The following is a 15,301-nucleotide window of genomic DNA, read 5'->3' on the forward strand; positions in this document are numbered from 1 at the left end:
TTTTGCACTGTCCCCACCAGTGACACGAGCAAGGAGTGACCCGTGCGCGCACCTCTCGCCCTCGCCGTCTCGGCCGCCCTGATGGCCGGGACGGCCCTCGGGCTCGCCCCCACCGCCCACGCCGCGCCGTCCGGCACGTCCGGCCCGTCCGTCCGGTTCGTCGACATCGCCGGCGACGGCGGTACCGTCCTCAAGGCCAATGTCGTCACCCCGGCCGGCGCCGGCGCCTCGACCCGCTACCCCGTGATCGTCCTCCCCACCAGCTGGGCCATGCCCCAGATCGAGTACCTGGTGCAGGCCCAGAAGCTCGCCGACTCCGGTTACGTCGTGGTGAGTTACAACTCGCGCGGCTTCTGGCAGTCCGGCGGCGAGATCGAGACCGCCGGCCCGAGGGACGTGGCCGACGCCTCCAAGGTCATCGACTGGGCCCTCGCCCACACCCCCGCCGACCCGGCCAAGGTCGGTATGGCGGGAGTGAGTTACGGCGCCGGGATCAGCCTCCTCGCCGCCGCGCACGACAAGCGGATCAAGGCCGTCGCGGCCCTGAGCGGCTGGGGCGACCTCATCGAGTCCATCTACAGCGGCCGCACCCAGCACCTCCAGGCCGCGGCCCTGCTCGGCGGCGCGGGCTTCCTCACCGGCCGACCGGGACCCGAACTCCAGGGAATCCTGGGCGACTTCCTCTCCTCGAACCTCGCCAAGGAGGGCGAGATGATCGAGTGGGGCAAGAAGCGGTCCCCGGCCACCTATCTGGACCGGATCAACGCCAACGGCGCCGCGATCATGCTCGGCAACGCCTGGGGCGACACCATCTTCCCGCCCAACCAGTACGCCTCCTTCTACGAGAAGCTCCAAGGCCCCAAGCGCCTGGAGTTCCGCCCCGGCGAGCACGCCACCGCCGAGGCGACCGGCCTGTTCGGGCTGCCCAACGACACCTGGACCAGCGCCCACCGCTGGTTCGACCACCACCTCAAGGGCGTCGACAACGGCATCGACCGCGAACAGCCCGTCCAGCTCAAGTCCCGGTCGACCGGCGGCTACGAGGGCTACCCGGACTGGAAGTCGGTCGGCGCGAACGAGCGCAAGATCGCCCTCGGCGGCTCGCAGCGCATCTGGGCCAACATCGACTCGGGCGCGAACGGCGGCGTCGTGCTGCTCTCCAACCTCCTGGACCAGCTGATCCAGGCCCCGCCCGTCGCCTCGATCCCCCTCCTCCCCCGCGCCTTCGCCGGCGTGTGGCAGTCCGAGCGGTACGCCGCGCCCCAGCAGGTGCGCGGCACGGCGAAGCTGCACACCACGGTCACCTCCACCAAGGAGAGCGGCACCCTCGTCGCGTACCTCTACGACGTGGGCCCGCTCGGCCTCGGCAAGCTGGTCAGCAATGCCCCGTACACCTTCCACGGCAAGACGCCCGGCACCCCGTTCACCGTGGACCTGGAGCTCTTCTCCACGGCCTACGACGTGCCCGCGGGCCACCGTCTCGCCCTGGTCGTCGACACCGTCGACCCGCTCTACATCGAGCACAACCCGACCGGCGCACAGCTGACCTTCTCCTCCCCTGCGACCGACCCCTCGTACGTGTCGGTCCCACTGCGGGCGGAGTGATCACCGGCTGCTGCCGGGCGGGCTTCGCTCCCCGCGAGCTACTGCGCGGCCGCTACGGCCCCTTGGGGGGACCCCCACCCGGCAGCAGCGTCCCTGGTTCGGCCGGGGCGACGTCCACGGCCTGTGTCTTGGGACTGCGTCGCTCCCTCCTGGCCACCCATGTGGCGAACCAGGAGAGGAGCATGCACATCCCGATGTAGATCGGCGAGATGACCATGACGACGGGGATGAACGGCAGGTCGTAGTCGAGGTTCGAGGCGATCAGCTTGCCCGCGTGCAGGAACTCCTCGTAGGTGATGAGGAATCCGAGCGAGGTGTCCTTCAGCGCCACCACCAGCTGGCTGATGATGGCCGGCAGCATGGCGCGCAGCGCCTGCGGCGACAGGACGTAGGTCATCACCTGGGTCTTGCGCATCCCGAGCGCGTAGGCGGCCTCCCTCTGTCCCCGGTCGACGGAGTTGATGCCCGTACGGAACACCTCGGCGAGCACCGAGCCGTTGTACAGGGTCAGCCCGGCGACCAGCGCGGGCAGCGGCTGGACCTTCAGCGCCACGAAGATGAAGAAGATCATCACCAGGACGGGCATGGCGCGGAAGAACTCGACCAGCAAGGTCGAGACCCACCGGAACACCGCGCGCTCCGAGAGCCGTCCGACCGCGAGTACGGCGCCGAGGGCGAGCGAGAGCACGGAGGCGTACGCGAAGGCCTTGAGGGTGTTGCCGAGGCCGCGGAGCAACAGCTCCTGGATGCCGATGTATGCGAAGGGCGACCACTTGGTGGCGGTGAACTGTTCGGTGTCGAAGAGGAGATAGAGGATCCAGCCGGCCAACGCCAGGATCGCGACGGTCGAGAGGACGCCGTAGAGCAGGTGACGCTTGCGGGTGTGCGGTCCTGGAATGTCGTAGAGGGCGGTGGACTCGGTCATCGGGCGACTCCCCAGCGCTTCTCCATGAAGTTGAAGAGGGCGCTGATGGTGAGGGTGATGATGAGATATCCGACGGCGATCCAGACGAAGGTCCAGATGATGTTGTAGCCGAGTTCGCTCAACGTCTTGTAGGTGCCGAGGAGTTCGGTGACGCTGAACGCCCCGGCGATGGCGGAGTTCTTGGCGAGCGCGATGAGAGTGGAGCCGATGGGCGGGATGACCGAGCGGAACGCCTGTGGCAGGACGACTCCGTTGAGGGTCTGACTGAAGGTCATGCCGAGGCTTCGGGAGGCCTCTCCCTGGCCGCGCGGCACGGTGTTGATGCCGGCCCGCAGCACCTCGCAGATGAAGGCCGAGGTGTAGCAGCCGAGCGCGAGGACGGCGAACAGCTTGAAGGGGAGCACAAGTCCGAAGCGCGGCAGGCCCAGCATCACGGCGAAGAAGAGCAGCGTGAGCGGGGTGTTGCGCAGGATGGTGACCCAGACCGTGCCGAAGACCCGGAACGAGCCGACCGGTGCGACCCGGAAGGCGGCCATCACGAAGCCGAGGACGAGGGCCAGGGCCGAGGCGTAGACGGTGAGTTCGACGGTGCCGAGGAAGCCTTCGCCGTAGAGCGTGAAGTTCTCTGTCAGGACGTCCATGTCGGGCGCTCCCTCCTCAGCTCGCCGGGTAGCGGTCGATGGGGGGCGGCTGCGGGGCGGGGACCCCGGAGAGGCCGAGGGTCACGTCATAGGCCTTCTTCCAGTCGCCGTTCTTCTCGTGGAAGGCGAGGGCGTCGTCGAGGGCGAAGCGCAGGGCGTTGTCGTTCCGGGGGACGCCGACGCCGTAGGGCTCCTTCGAGAACGGCTTGCCGACGACCTTGAGTTCGTCGGGGACCTTGGCCGCGTAGCCCATCAGGATCGTGTCGTCGGTGGTGACCGCGTCGACCTGGTAGGTGAGCAGGTTGTCGACGCAGACGGAGTACGTGTCGTAGGCGACCAGCTCCGCCTTCGGGTACTCCTTCTCCATCCGCTGGTACGGGGTGGATCCGGCGGCCGAGCAGACGCGCTTGCCGTCGAGGTCCTGCGGCCCGTGGATGTCGTTCTCGTCGGTGCGTACGAGCAGCGACTGGCCGGCCATGTAGTACGGGCCGGCGAATCCGACGAGCTTCTTGCGGTTGTCGTTGATGGTGTAGGTGCCGACGTAGTAGTCGATCTGGCCGTTCTGCAGGGCGGTTTCGCGGTTCGCCGAGGCGATGGTCCGGAAGCTGATCGAGGACGGGGGGAAGCCGAGCGAGGCGGAGAGCATCTTGGCGATCTCGATGTCGAAGCCGGAGTACCGGCCGGTGGCCGGGTCCTTCTCCCCCATGTAGGGCTGGTCCTCCTTGGCTCCGACGACGAGGTGGCCGCGCTTCCTGGCCCGCTCCCAGGTCGGCGAGTCGGGCAGCTGGAACGCCGACTGGACCTGGTAGACGGGGAGTTCGTCGGGCTGGGGGCCCTTGACGGGCGGGCTGCCCTCCTTGCCGCAGGCAACCAGGGCGCTCAACGAGGCGGCGAGCAGCGCGAGGACGGTGAGATGACGTCGCGTACGGTGCATGTGGTGTCCGGCCCCCGCTCAGTGCTTGAGGATCTTGGACAGAAAGTCCTTGGCGCGTTCGCTGCGCGGGCTGGTGAAGAACTCCTCGGGTGTGCGGTCCTCGACGATGCGGCCGTCGGCCATGAAGACGACCCGGTTGGCGGCGGAGCGGGCGAAGCCCATCTCGTGGGTGACGACGACCATGGTCATGCCCTCGCGGGCGAGTTGCTGCATCACCTCCAGGACCTCGTTGATCATCTCGGGGTCGAGGGCGGAGGTCGGCTCGTCGAAGAGGAGCGCCTTGGGATCCATCGCGAGGGCACGCGCGATGGCCACGCGCTGCTGCTGGCAGCCGGAGAGCTGGGCGGGGTACTTGTCGGCGTGCGCGGCGAGGCCGACCCGGTCGAGGAGTTCGCGCGAGCGCCGGTCCGCCTCCTCCCTCCTGCGCTTGCGGACCTTCATCTGGGCGAGGGAGACATTGGCGAGGACGGTCTTGTGCGCGAAGAGGTTGAAGGCCTGGAAGACCATCCCGACCTCGGCCCGCAGCCGGGCCAGTGCCTTCCCCTCCTCCGGGAGGGGCTGTCCGTCGATGATGATCTCGCCCGATTCCACGGCCTCCAGCCGGTTCATGGCCCGGCACAGGGTCGACTTCCCCGAGCCCGAGGGCCCGATGACGACGACGACCTCCCCGCGCCCGACGGTGAGGCTGATGCCCTGAAGGACGTGCAGCGTGCCGAAGTGCTTGTTGACGTCACGCAGCTCGATCAACGGATCGACGACCGCCATACGCTCCCCTGCCCCCTTCTCAGCTGTGTCGAGGTCAGCGCAAACTATCCGCCGGAAAAGGGGACTTCACGCTCGACACGCATGAAAGCGGCATAAGCCGTATTTACTGCAAAGGGGTGCGCAGAGAGCTCGCAGGGGGCGCCGAACTCAGAACTCGGCGGCCTCCCCGTACACCTGGGAGAGCTCGGGCGATCCGGTCATGGCCCAGTCGAGCCCGGCCTCGACCACATTGATCTCCCGGCCCGAAGCGAGCCGCACGAACGGCTGCCCCCCGGGCCACACCTGCCAGCTCGCGCCCGGCACGTTCCGCACGATGACGGTGCCCAGATAGAGCCCCGCGTCGTTGCCGATCCAGGGCAGCTCCTCCGGGTCGTCGCGCCAGCGCGGCGGGAGCTGGTCGAGGGCGGCGAGCGAACGCGGGGTGTCGTCCAGCGTCACCCCGCGGTCCTGGACTCTGGCGCGCAGCAGCTCACACTCGGCGAGCAGCTCACCCACCCCACTCGGGTCACGGTCGAAGGCCGCTGCCAGGGGTGAGTGATCGGCCTCATGCCGCTTGCGCCAGTTGTCCAGGAACGGGATGTTCATCCGAACAGCGTCGCATTTCACCCTCCCGTGGCACCACCCGGCGCGCGGAGATCATCCACGCGGGGGGCGCTGCGCATGAACGCCCCAGTACGCAAGCGGCGCCGCAACGGACGGCGAGCCCCCACACGGTCGAAGTTGCGAGGGCCGACGCCAGGCCAGAACAAGTATCTCGACCTCACAGATACGCCCCCGCTCTCGCATTGTGACGATATCTTCACAGTGAGCACGCACGTCCAGCACAATATGCGAGGGCATCTTGAGCCAGCAGCATTCCGGCCCGCCACAGCAGTCCAATCAGCCGCCCACCTGGGGCCGGCCTCAGCACCCGGGCCCTTGGGGACCGCCGCCGAAGAAGAAGCTGTCCACCGGTGCGATCGTCGGCATCAGCCTCGGCGGAGGCTTCGCCTTCCTCGTGGTCCTCGGCGCTCTGGTCGGAGGCGGTGAAACCGCGGACGAGAGGGCCGACGGAAAGGGGCCCGCTTCCCACGCTCCCGCGCCCGTGAAGTCCGCGAGCGCTCTGGCTTCCGCAGCCACGCCCTCCGCCAAGCCCAGCAAGAAGGCGGAAACCGGGAGGCTTCCGAACTTCAAGGGCAAGGGACTCCAGTACGCCCAGGACGAGGCCCAGTCACTCGGGTTCTACAGTCTCGTCTCTCACGACGCCTTGGGTCGTGGCCGCAACCAGGCGCTCGACCGGAACTGGAAGATCTGCTCCCAGATCCCGGCACCCGGTACGCACCGGACCGACGTCACCATCGACTTCGGTGCCGTAAAGCTGGAGGAGACATGCCCTGGCAGCGACATGGGCGCTGAGCCGGAGGTCGAGGCAGGCGGAACCATGCCCCACTTCGTCGGCAAGTCCGTGAAGGTCGCCCGAGCCTCGCTCCCGTCCAACGCAAGCATCACGGTGACGGACGCCTCGAAGGGCCGCATGGTTCTCATGGAGTCGAACTGGAAGGTGTGCACCCAGGATCCCCGATCCGGCGCCGAACTCAACGGTCAGCCGATCGCGATCACTGCGGTGAAGTTCGAAGAGTCTTGCCCCTAGTCGGCGGAGCCTAGGAGGAGGCTCCGGCCCCGCCCGGAAAGTGGGCAGCCACGTCATGGTTGGCGATCCGGCCGGCCAGGGCCCGCGGGCTCACACCATGAGCGTTGACGCGGTCGGGGTCGGCACCGGCTTCCAGCAGCAGCCGGATCGCCGGCCCCTCGCCTTGCGAACAGAACACCGCCCTCCACAACGGTGTATTGCCATGGCCATCCAGGGCATCGACCGACGCGCCCGCGGCCAAGAGGGCCTCGATGGCCGATGGCACCTGGGCCTGAGCCGCAAAATGCAACGGCGTCCAGCCTGCGGCGTCGGCTGCCTCAGGGACGGCGCCCCCGGCACGTGGCGGCCTGGAGGCAGCGGCGAGATTCCGGGCGACAGCCCCCAGGACCGGTGCAACCGCAGTCTGTTGTGGAAGACCGGCCTGCCAGCCGGAATCGACTGATCCGCCGGACAGCCCCTAGACGTCCAGGTCGACGACGACCGGGGCGTGGTCGGAGGCGCCCTTGCCCTTGCGTTCCTCGCGGTCCACGTAGCTGTCCTTGACCGCGTCGGCGAACGGCTTGTTGCCGTACACCAGGTCGATGCGCATGCCCCGGTTCTTCGGGAAGCAGAGCTGGCGGTAGTCCCAGTACGTGAAGGGGTGGTCGTACTTGAGCGGGCGCGGGACCACGTCCACGAGGCCCGTTTCGCGGAGGCCCGCCAGGGCGGCGCGCTCCGGCTCGGTGACGTGCGTGAGGCCCTCGAAGGCCGAGCGGTCCCAGACGTCGTCGTCGGTCGGGGCGATGTTGTAGTCGCCGAGGACGGCGAAGGGTCGCGCCGCCGCCGCGTCCTCGGCGACGGCCGCCTGGAGCGCCTCCAGCCAGCGGAGCTTGTACGCGTAGTGCTCGTGGACGACCTCGCGGCCGTTCGGCACGTACACCGACCAGACCCGGACCGGTCCGCAGGTCGCGGAGATGGCCCGGGGCTCCTGCACGCCCTCGTAGTCGGGCCCGCCGGGCAGGCCCGTGACGACGTCCTCCAGGCCGACCTTGGAGAGCAGGGCCACGCCGTTCCACCGGCCGGTGGCGTTGACCACCGACTCGTACCCCAGCTCGCGCAGCTCGTCGGTGGGGAACTGCTCGGCGGTGCACTTGGTCTCCTGGACGCACAGCACGTCCGTGCCGGTGCTCTCCAGCCAGGCCAGGAGTCGGGGCAGGCGGGCGGTGATCGAATTGACATTCCAGGTCGCGATGCGCATGAGCGCAAGCCTAACGGCGGGGTGTGACAGTCACAGCTCCGTGGAGTCGCCCGGGGTCAGCCGGCCGTGGTCCGTGCCGCCGAGGGCGCCGATCTGGTTGTCGTAGATCGGCCGGGCGAGGTCGGTGAGCAGGGCGTCGTGGATGTCGATGGCGCGGCGCGGCTTGACCTCGCGTACGTACTCGATGACTTCCGAGATCTTGTTCCAGGGGGCCATCACCGGCAGCATCAGCGTGTCCACCGGCTGCTCGGGGACGGTCAGCGCGTCGCCCGGGTGGAAGACCGTTCCGTCCACCAGGAAGCCGATGTTGGTGATCCGCGGGATGTCCGGGTGGATCACCGCGTGCAGCTCGCCGTGGACCTGGACGTCGAAACCGGCGGCGGTGAAGGTGTCGCCGTGGCCGACGGTGTGGACGCGGCCGGGGAAGGCGGCCGAGAGCTGCTCCGCGACGCTGCGCAGGGTCCAGATCTCGGCCGCCGGGTTGGACTCGAGGCCGGCCCGGAGCCGGTCCTCGTTGAAGTGGTCGGGGTGCTCGTGGGTGACGAGGAGGACGTCGCCGCCGAGGGCGGCGTCCTCCTCGCTGAACGTCCCGGGGTCGATGACGAGCGTCCGCCCGTCCTTCTCCAGACGGACGCAGGCGTGCGACATCTTCGTCAGCTTCACAGGACTCCACCTCACGACGGGCCGTACGGGCCCGGCCAGCCTACGCCTGGGGCGTGGTCTCCTCCTTGATCACCCTGCCGACCACGCGCAGGCCGCTCTCGGCGGCCGGCAGCCCGCAGTAGACGGCGGTCTGGAGCACGACCTCGCGCAGCTCGTCAGGGGTCAGTCCGTTGCGCAGGGCGGCCCGGGTGTGGTCGGCGAGGGCGTCGAGGTGGCCGCCGGCGATCAGGGCGGTGAGGGTGACGCAGCTGCGGGTACGGCGGTCGAGGCCGTCCCGGTTCCAGACCTCTCCCCAGGCGTACCGGGTGACGAGGTCCTGCAGGTCGGCGCCGAACTCGTCGGCCCTGGCCTGCTCCACGTGGGCGTCGCCGAGGATCTCGCGGCGGAGCTTGTCGCCCTGCTCGTACGGGTCGGGGCGCGGGGTCCCGACCGCCTCGGCGGCCGGCTCCGCGGGCGCGATCTCGGCGACCGGGACGACCGTGGCGGAGACGGGCGGCATGGGCGGCGCGGGCAGTGTGGCCTGGGTGTCGTGCACGATCCCGGCGAAGTGGTCGTTGAGCAGCTCGGTGACGGCGGCGGGCTGCTCGACGGGGGCCAGGTGGGAGGCGCCGGGGACGACGGCGAGGCGTGCGTCGGCGATCCCGGCGACCAGGGTGCGCGCCTCGGCGGGGCCGGTGACCTGGTCGTCGGAGCCGACGAGGACGAGGGCGGGAACGCCGATCCGGCCGAGGGCCTCCCGGACGTCGAAGAGGGCGAGCGCCTCGCAGGCGCCGATGTAGCAGCCGGGGTCGGTGGTGCGGACCATCTGCACGGCCCACTCGACGATGGCGGGCTGCGCGGCGGCGTACGTGGGGGTGAACCACTGTTCGGGGGCGGTGCGGGCCATGGGGTCGAGGCCGTTGGCGCGGACGATCACACCGCGCTGGCGGAACTCGTCGGCGCTGCCGAACCGGGGCGAGGCGGCGACCAGGGCGAGCGAGGCGACCCGGTGGGGTGCCCGCAGCGCGAGGTCGAGTCCGACCGCGCCGCCGATGGAGCAGCCCGCGTAGCCGAAGCGCTGGATGCCCAGCTCGTCGAGGGTGGCGAGCAGCCGGTCGCCGAGCTCGGCGACGGAGGTGAAGGGCCGGGCGGGCGCCCCACCGTGTCCGGGCAGGTCGAACCGGACGACGCGCCACTGACGGGTGAGGTCGGGTATCTGCCGGTCCCACATGTGCATGGTCGTGCCCAGCGAGGGGCCCAGGACCAGAACCGGGGCGTCTTCTCTCCCGTCGAGGCGGTATTGCAGGGTGTTCGTCGGTGTCTCACTCACGCCCTGCACGCTCTCACATGCCCCGCTACTCCAGGTGCGCGGGCCCCGTCAGGGCGTGGTCGTGGACACCACGTACACCGTGGGGGCCGCCGGGTCCGTGAGGTCGACGGTGATGTCCTCGCTGGGGCGGGGTTCGGCGCGGGAGACCGTGGTCGAGGACCAGGCGCGGTCCGTCGGAAAGGTCCAGCCGACGATGGCGGCGTCCCGCTCGCTCACGGTGACCGTGCCGGAGGTCAGCGCGGAGCGGCTGGAGCCGATCTCCTTCAGGAAGGTGTCGAGGCGGCCGGCGCTCGTCGTGAACTGGACGTACAGACGGCTGGTCTTCCAGTTGCTGGTCTCGTAGTAGGCGACGTCCGAGCTGCCCGGGGGGATCGGGATCTCGAAGATCCGCCGCTTCATCAGCGAGGGCCAGTTGTCGCTCAGGCCCGTGGCCGAGGACTCGCGCTCCTTGTCACGGCCGCTGTCGCGGCTCTGACCCGCGGAGATCATCAGGTACCCGGCGGGGATGCCGACGAGCAGCACGATGATGATCGCCGTGAGCCAGCGGCGGCGGATCATGTGCCGCCGGTCCTCCGGCATCTTCGTGCTCTGTTCGGGAGAGGTGGTCGGGGAAGGGACGGTCATGAAGGCGGGTCCTGGGTGGTGCGGGAGGAGGTGCGTGGGTCGGTGGCGCCCCGGAGGACCTGGGCGTACCGCTCGTACCGTTCGTAGCGCTCGACACGGCGGCGGTTGGCGCGGCGGAAGCGGCGGGCGACGAGCCGTGCGAGGTCGGCGGCGCCGACCATGCCGGCCTCGGGGCCGAGCTCCGCCTTGGCGATCCTGGCCTCCGGACGGTACCCGCGACCGGTGAGGTGGCGCCGGAAGGCGTCCCGGGCCGGGCCGATGAGCAGGTCGTCGGCGGCGCTGACGCCCCCGCCGATGACGAAGCACGAGGGGTCCAGGGCGGCCGCGAGGTTGGCGATGCCGACGCCGAGCCACTGCCCGATGTCCTGGAGGAGCTCGACGCACATGGCGTCGCCCTCGCGCGCGAGCTCCGTGATGAGCGGGCCCGTGATGTCCGGGACGTTTCCCTTGACCCGCTCGATGATGTTGTACGCGACGGGCGAGTCGGCCGCCGCCAGTTCCTTGGCCTCGCGAACCAGGGCGTTGCCGGAGCTGTACTGCTCCCAGCAGCCCCGGTTGCCGCAGGGGCAGCGGTGGCCGCCGGGGACGACCTGCATGTGGCCGAACTCGCCGGCCACCCCGTACTTGCCGCGCTTGACCCGCCCGTCCTCCAGGATCGCGCCGCCGATGCCCGTACCGAGCGTGATCATGACGAGGTGGTCCTCGCCCCGCCCGGCGCCGAAGCGCCACTCGGCCCAGGCGGCCGTGTTGGCGTCGTTGTCGACCATGACGGGGACGGCGAGGCGGGACTGGAGGGAATCGCGCAGCGGCTCGTTGCGCCAGGCGAGGTGCGGGGCGAAGAGGACGGTGGCGCGATCGGCGTCCACCCAGCCGGCCGCGCCGATGCCGACGGCGTGCACGTCGTGCCGGTCGGAGAGGTCCAGGACCAGTTCGACGATGGTGTCCTCGACGACCTTGGGACTCTTGGACTTGTCCGGCGTCTCGGTCCTTACCTTCTCCAGGATCGTGCCGTCCGCGTCGACGACCCCGGCCATGACCTTCGTACCGCCGATGTCGATGCCGACGGTGGGCACCCGGGGCGCGGTCAGGTGGGAGCGCCGTTCCCGGGTGCCGACGGTCCGCAGCACCGTGGCCCGGGCGGAGCCCCGGTTCGAGAGGTCGCGGTAGGTACTCATCGGCTCGATTCTGCCAGGTGCGGTGTCGGAGGGCCGTGACGAAGCGAGGGAGCGGGGCTACGAAGGGTTCGGGCGTTCCAGCTCGTGACGGAGGTCCTCCAGCTCGCTGCCGCCCGCCATCTGCCGGGTCAACTCGTCCAGGGTGACCGAGGTCTTCGTGTGGCTGCCCGCCATGACTCCGCGCTTGAGCAGGACGAACCGGTCGCCGACGAGATAGGCGTGGTGCGGGTTGTGGGTGATGAGGACCACGCCGAGGCCCTGGTCACGGGCCGCGGCCACATATTTCAGGACCACCCCGGACTGCTTCACGCCGAGCGCCGCGGTCGGCTCGTCCAGGACCAGCACCTTGGCGCCGAAGTGGACCGCCCGGGCGATGGCCACGCACTGGCGCTCGCCGCCGGAGAGGGTGCCGATGGGCTGGTCGACGTCACGCAGGTCGATGCCCATGCGGAGCAGCTCGGTGCGGGTCGTCTCGCGCATCAGCTCGACGTCGAGGCGCTTGAAGGGTCCCGCGCCCTTGGTGGGCTCGGAGCCGAGGAAGAAGTTCCGCCAGACCGGCATGAGGGGGACGACGGCCAGGTCCTGGTAGACGGTGGCGATGCCCCGGTCCAGTGCCTCGCGCGGGTTGGCCAGGGAGACGTCCTCGCCCTCGATGCGGAAGGTCCCTGCGTCGTGCCGGTGAAGGCCGGCGACGATCTTGATGAGGGTGGACTTGCCGGCGCCGTTGTCGCCGAGGACACAGGTGATCTCGCCCGCGTGGACCTCCAGGGAGACCCCTTCGAGGGCGCGGATGTTGCCGTAGAACTTGCTGACGTCGTCCAGTTCGACGAGCGCGGGGGCCGGGGCGGTGGGCTCGGCGGTGGTGGGCTCGGGGGTGGTCATTTGGTTGCCTCCACGCGCCTGCGGATCCAGGCGTTCAGCAGGGTCGCCAGCAGGAGCATCGCTCCCAGGAAGAACTTGAACCAGTCCGGGTTCCACTCCGCGTACACGATGCCCTTGCTGGTCATGCCGAAGATGAACGCGCCGACCGCCGAGCCGATGGCGGAGCCGTAGCCGCCGGTGATCAGGCAGCCGCCGATGACGGCCGCGATGATGAAGATGAGCTCGTTGCCCACGCCCTCGCCCGACTGGACGACGTCGAAGGAGAAGAGCAGGTGCTGGCCGGAGATCCAGGCGCAGAAGGCCACGCCCATGTAGAGGCCGATCTTGGTCCGGAAGACCGGGACGCCGACCGCGCGGGCCGCGTCGGCGCCACCGCCGACGGCGAAGATCCAGTTGCCGAAGCGGGTGCGCAGCAGGATCCAGGTGGCGACTGCCACGAGGCCGATCCACCACAGGATGGTGACCTTGAGGTCGACGCCGCCGATGGTCAGCTGCGAGGCGAACAGCTTCTTCGCCGAGGAGAAGCCCTCCATGTCGGCGATCGACTTGGTGGAGACCGTGCCGCTGATCAGCTTGGTGAAGCCGAGGTTCAGACCCGTCAGCATCAGGAAGGTGCCGAGCGTGATGATGAAGCTCGGCAGCTTCGTACGGGTCAGCATGACGCCGTTGAAGACGCCGATGGCGAGGGTGACGAGCAGCGAGACGCCGACGCCGACCCAGACGTTCGCGGTCATCTGGTAGCTGAACATCGACGAGATCAGCGCCGAGCTGGTGACCAGGACGCCCGCCGAGAGGTCGAACTCGCCGCCGATCATCAGCAGCGCGACGGGCACCGCCATGATGCCGAGCGTGGAGGCCGCGTAGAGGACCGTGCCCAGGCTGGAGGCCTTCAGGAAGCTGTCGGCGACGATCGAGAAGAAGACGAAGACCGCGGCCGCGCCGACCACCGAGCCGAGCTCGGGCCGGGCCAGCAGCTTCCGCAGCGGGGAGGTGCGCAGCAGCCGCTCGTCGACGTGGTCGAGGCCGTTCCCTGTCGGGGCGGTCGCGCTCATCGGGTGCCCCGCTCCGTGTAGTCCTTCAGCGCGGCGGCGTCGTCCTTGGTGATGATCTGCGGGCCGGTGAGGACCGGCTTGCCGCCGCCGAGGACGTCGGCGTTGTACTTGTACAGCCAGAGCAGGTCGACGGCCTCGTAGCCCTGGAGGTAGGGCTGCTGGTCCACGGCGAAGCCGAGGGTACCCGCGGAGAGCGCGGCGGCGACCTTGGCGTTGAGGTCGAAGGTGTCGACCTCGGCCTCGGAGCCCGCGGTCTTCTTCGCCTGGACGGCGGCGTCCGCGAAGGGCGCGCCGAGGGTGACGACGGAGTCGATCGCCGGGTCCGACTGGAGCTTGGCCTCGATGGAGGCCTGGACGTCGGGCATGTTGGTGCCGTCGACGTACAGGTTCACCATCTCGCCGTCGAAGGTCTTCTTCGCCCCGGCGCAGCGCTGCTCGTGGCCGACGTTGCCCTGCTCGTGCAGGACGCACAGGGCCTTCTTCTTCCCGCGCTCGTCCAGCTCGTCGCCGACGGCCTCGCCGGCGACGGTCTCGTCCTGGCCGATGTGGGTGAGCGCGCCGAAGGCCTTGGACTGCTCGGAGCCGGAGTTCACGGTGATCACCGGGATGCCGGCCTTGACCGCCTTCTCCACGGCCGTCTTCATCGCGTCGGGCTTGGCGAGCGTGACGATGAGGCCGTCGACGCCCTTCGCGATGTACGAGTCGATGAGCTGGGCCTGCGCCTGCGCCTCGTCGCTGTGGGCGTAGAGGAAGTTGATGTTGTCCTTGACGGCGGCCTGCTCGGCGCCGTTCTGGACGATGTCCCAGAAGGTGTCGCCGTCGCCCGAGTGGGTCACCATGGCGAAGGTCCACCGGGGGGTGTTCACGGCCGCCTTCCCCTGGGCCGCGGCCGCCTTGCGGGCGTCCTCCGCGCGCTTCCCGCCGGTGCTGCTGCACCCCGCGAGTGCGGCGGTGAGCGCCACCGCGAGCACGGCGCCGACTGCGGCGCGTACCCCTCCTGTCCGAAGCCTGGTCACGAGGCCGTGCCCTCCTTTGTGTCCTTCTGCGTGCATTGCAGTATCGGTCATGGGGGTCGCGCGGACGTCAGCGGGTCAGGGGGTCAGGGGCGGACCAGGAGCTGGAACTCGAAGGAGTACCGAGAGGCCCGGTAGAGGTGGGAGCCGAACTCGACGGCCCGGCCCGTGTCGTCGAAGGTGGTGCGTTCCATCGTGAGCAGCGGTGCCCCCTCCTTCTCGGCGAGCAGTTCGGCCTCGGTGGCCGTGGCGGCGCGGGCGCCGACGGTCTGGCGGGCGCTGTGCAGAGTGATACCGGCACCGCGCATCAGCCGGTAGAGGCCGGTCGCCTCCAGTCGGCCCGCGTCCAGGTCGAGCAGCCCGGCCGGGAGGTGGTTGCGCAGGTACGCCATGGGCTCGTCGTGCGCCGTACGCAGCCGCTCCACGTAGCGCACGTCGCTGCCCTCCGGTACGCCGAGGGCCGCCGCGACCGGGGCGGCGGCGGGTTCGACGCGGTCGACGAGGACCCGGGTGGCGGGGCGCTGACCGGCCGCCTCCAGGTCGTCGTAGAGGCTGCTGAGCTCAAGGGGGCGCCGGACCTGGCTGTGCACGACCTGGGTGCCGACGCCGCGCCTGCGGACCAGGAGGCCCTTGTCGACCAGGGACTGGATGGCCTGTCGGACGGTGGGGCGGGACAGGCCCAGGCGGGTGGCGAGGTCGATCTCGTTGCCGAGCAGGCTGCCGGGGGCCAGGGACCCGTTCTCGATGGCCGCTTCCAGCTGCCGGGCGAGCTGGTAGTAGAGCGGCACCGGGCTCGTGCGGTCCACGGAGAGGGGTGGCGGCTCGGGGGACGGCGGCTGCTTGGAC

17 protein-coding genes are annotated in these 15,301 nt (G+C 69.8%); 2 read left to right on the forward strand and 15 right to left on the reverse strand.

Annotated elements, in window-relative coordinates:
• Positions 1 to 81: 81 nt before the first annotated feature.
• Positions 82 to 1,605: an alpha/beta fold hydrolase gene (locus ACGFYP_RS13485; protein WP_393492282.1), complete on the forward strand. Its 1,524-nt coding sequence runs from the start codon at positions 82 to 84 to the stop codon at positions 1,603 to 1,605.
• Positions 1,606 to 1,657: 52 nt separating this feature from the next.
• Here ACGFYP_RS13485 and ACGFYP_RS13490 read toward each other — a convergent pair whose 3' ends face one another.
• From ACGFYP_RS13490 to ACGFYP_RS13510, 5 genes are all read right to left on the reverse strand, one after another.
• Positions 1,658 to 2,530, reverse strand: coding sequence for an amino acid ABC transporter permease (locus ACGFYP_RS13490; RefSeq protein ID WP_361962362.1), 873 nt, complete (start codon positions 2,528 to 2,530; stop codon positions 1,658 to 1,660).
• Entirely contained in the window at positions 2,527 to 3,171 is a 645-nt protein-coding gene (locus ACGFYP_RS13495; RefSeq protein ID WP_361962360.1) for an amino acid ABC transporter permease, read from the reverse strand. Before ACGFYP_RS13495 ends, ACGFYP_RS13490 begins: the two co-directional genes overlap by 4 nt.
• Before the next feature lie 16 nt (positions 3,172 to 3,187).
• Positions 3,188 to 4,105 carry a glutamate ABC transporter substrate-binding protein gene (locus ACGFYP_RS13500; protein ID WP_393491296.1) on the reverse strand — a complete coding sequence of 306 codons (918 nt, stop codon included), beginning with the start codon at positions 4,103 to 4,105 and terminating at the stop codon, positions 3,188 to 3,190.
• An 18-nt stretch (positions 4,106 to 4,123) separates the two neighbouring features.
• The gene (locus ACGFYP_RS13505) at positions 4,124 to 4,870 is read right to left on the reverse strand and encodes an amino acid ABC transporter ATP-binding protein (RefSeq protein WP_393491300.1); all 747 of its coding nucleotides are present in this window, start codon (positions 4,868 to 4,870) and stop codon (positions 4,124 to 4,126) included.
• 147 nt (positions 4,871 to 5,017) lie between these two features.
• Positions 5,018 to 5,455, reverse strand: coding sequence for a DUF6278 family protein (locus ACGFYP_RS13510; RefSeq protein WP_361962354.1), 438 nt, complete (start codon positions 5,453 to 5,455; stop codon positions 5,018 to 5,020).
• A gap of 256 nt (positions 5,456 to 5,711) precedes the next feature.
• Between ACGFYP_RS13510 and ACGFYP_RS13515 the strand changes: the two genes are divergently transcribed.
• Positions 5,712 to 6,500, forward strand: coding sequence for a hypothetical protein (locus ACGFYP_RS13515; protein WP_393491305.1), 789 nt, complete (start codon positions 5,712 to 5,714; stop codon positions 6,498 to 6,500).
• Positions 6,501 to 6,510: 10 nt separating this feature from the next.
• Here the strand turns inward: ACGFYP_RS13515 and ACGFYP_RS13520 are convergent, their stop codons facing one another.
• The 10 genes from ACGFYP_RS13520 to ACGFYP_RS13565 form a co-directional block, all read right to left on the reverse strand.
• Entirely contained in the window at positions 6,511 to 6,954 is a 444-nt protein-coding gene (locus ACGFYP_RS13520; protein WP_393492285.1) for an ankyrin repeat domain-containing protein, read from the reverse strand.
• A 3-nt stretch (positions 6,955 to 6,957) separates the two neighbouring features.
• Positions 6,958 to 7,737, reverse strand: coding sequence for an exodeoxyribonuclease III (locus ACGFYP_RS13525; protein WP_393491309.1), 780 nt, complete (start codon positions 7,735 to 7,737; stop codon positions 6,958 to 6,960).
• A 30-nt stretch (positions 7,738 to 7,767) separates the two neighbouring features.
• Entirely contained in the window at positions 7,768 to 8,385 is a 618-nt protein-coding gene (locus ACGFYP_RS13530) for an MBL fold metallo-hydrolase (RefSeq protein WP_393492290.1), read from the reverse strand.
• Between the two features lie 55 nt (positions 8,386 to 8,440).
• Positions 8,441 to 9,709 (reverse strand): alpha/beta fold hydrolase, encoded by a 1,269-nt coding sequence (locus ACGFYP_RS13535; protein ID WP_393491314.1) that lies wholly within the window; start codon positions 9,707 to 9,709, stop codon positions 8,441 to 8,443.
• A 48-nt stretch (positions 9,710 to 9,757) separates the two neighbouring features.
• Positions 9,758 to 10,333: a hypothetical protein gene (locus ACGFYP_RS13540; protein ID WP_393491319.1), complete on the reverse strand. Its 576-nt coding sequence runs from the start codon at positions 10,331 to 10,333 to the stop codon at positions 9,758 to 9,760.
• Positions 10,330 to 11,508: an ROK family glucokinase gene (locus tag ACGFYP_RS13545; protein WP_393491325.1), complete on the reverse strand. Its 1,179-nt coding sequence runs from the start codon at positions 11,506 to 11,508 to the stop codon at positions 10,330 to 10,332. Before ACGFYP_RS13545 ends, ACGFYP_RS13540 begins: the two co-directional genes overlap by 4 nt.
• A 57-nt stretch (positions 11,509 to 11,565) precedes the next feature.
• Positions 11,566 to 12,390 (reverse strand): ATP-binding cassette domain-containing protein, encoded by an 825-nt coding sequence (locus tag ACGFYP_RS13550; protein WP_361962342.1) that lies wholly within the window; start codon positions 12,388 to 12,390, stop codon positions 11,566 to 11,568.
• Positions 12,387 to 13,442 (reverse strand): ABC transporter permease, encoded by a 1,056-nt coding sequence (locus ACGFYP_RS13555; RefSeq protein WP_361962340.1) that lies wholly within the window; start codon positions 13,440 to 13,442, stop codon positions 12,387 to 12,389. Before ACGFYP_RS13555 ends, ACGFYP_RS13550 begins: the two co-directional genes overlap by 4 nt.
• Positions 13,439 to 14,458, reverse strand: a complete 1,020-nt coding sequence (locus ACGFYP_RS13560) for a sugar ABC transporter substrate-binding protein (protein ID WP_393491335.1) — start codon at positions 14,456 to 14,458, stop codon at positions 13,439 to 13,441. Before ACGFYP_RS13560 ends, ACGFYP_RS13555 begins: the two co-directional genes overlap by 4 nt.
• A gap of 83 nt (positions 14,459 to 14,541) precedes the next feature.
• Positions 14,542 to 15,261, reverse strand: coding sequence for a GntR family transcriptional regulator (locus ACGFYP_RS13565; RefSeq protein ID WP_361962475.1), 720 nt, complete (start codon positions 15,259 to 15,261; stop codon positions 14,542 to 14,544).
• Positions 15,262 to 15,301 lie beyond the last annotated feature (40 nt).

Origin of the sequence: Streptomyces sp. NPDC048370 (assembly GCF_043200825.1) — a bacterium.
Lineage (GTDB): Bacteria > Actinomycetota > Actinomycetes > Streptomycetales > Streptomycetaceae > Streptomyces.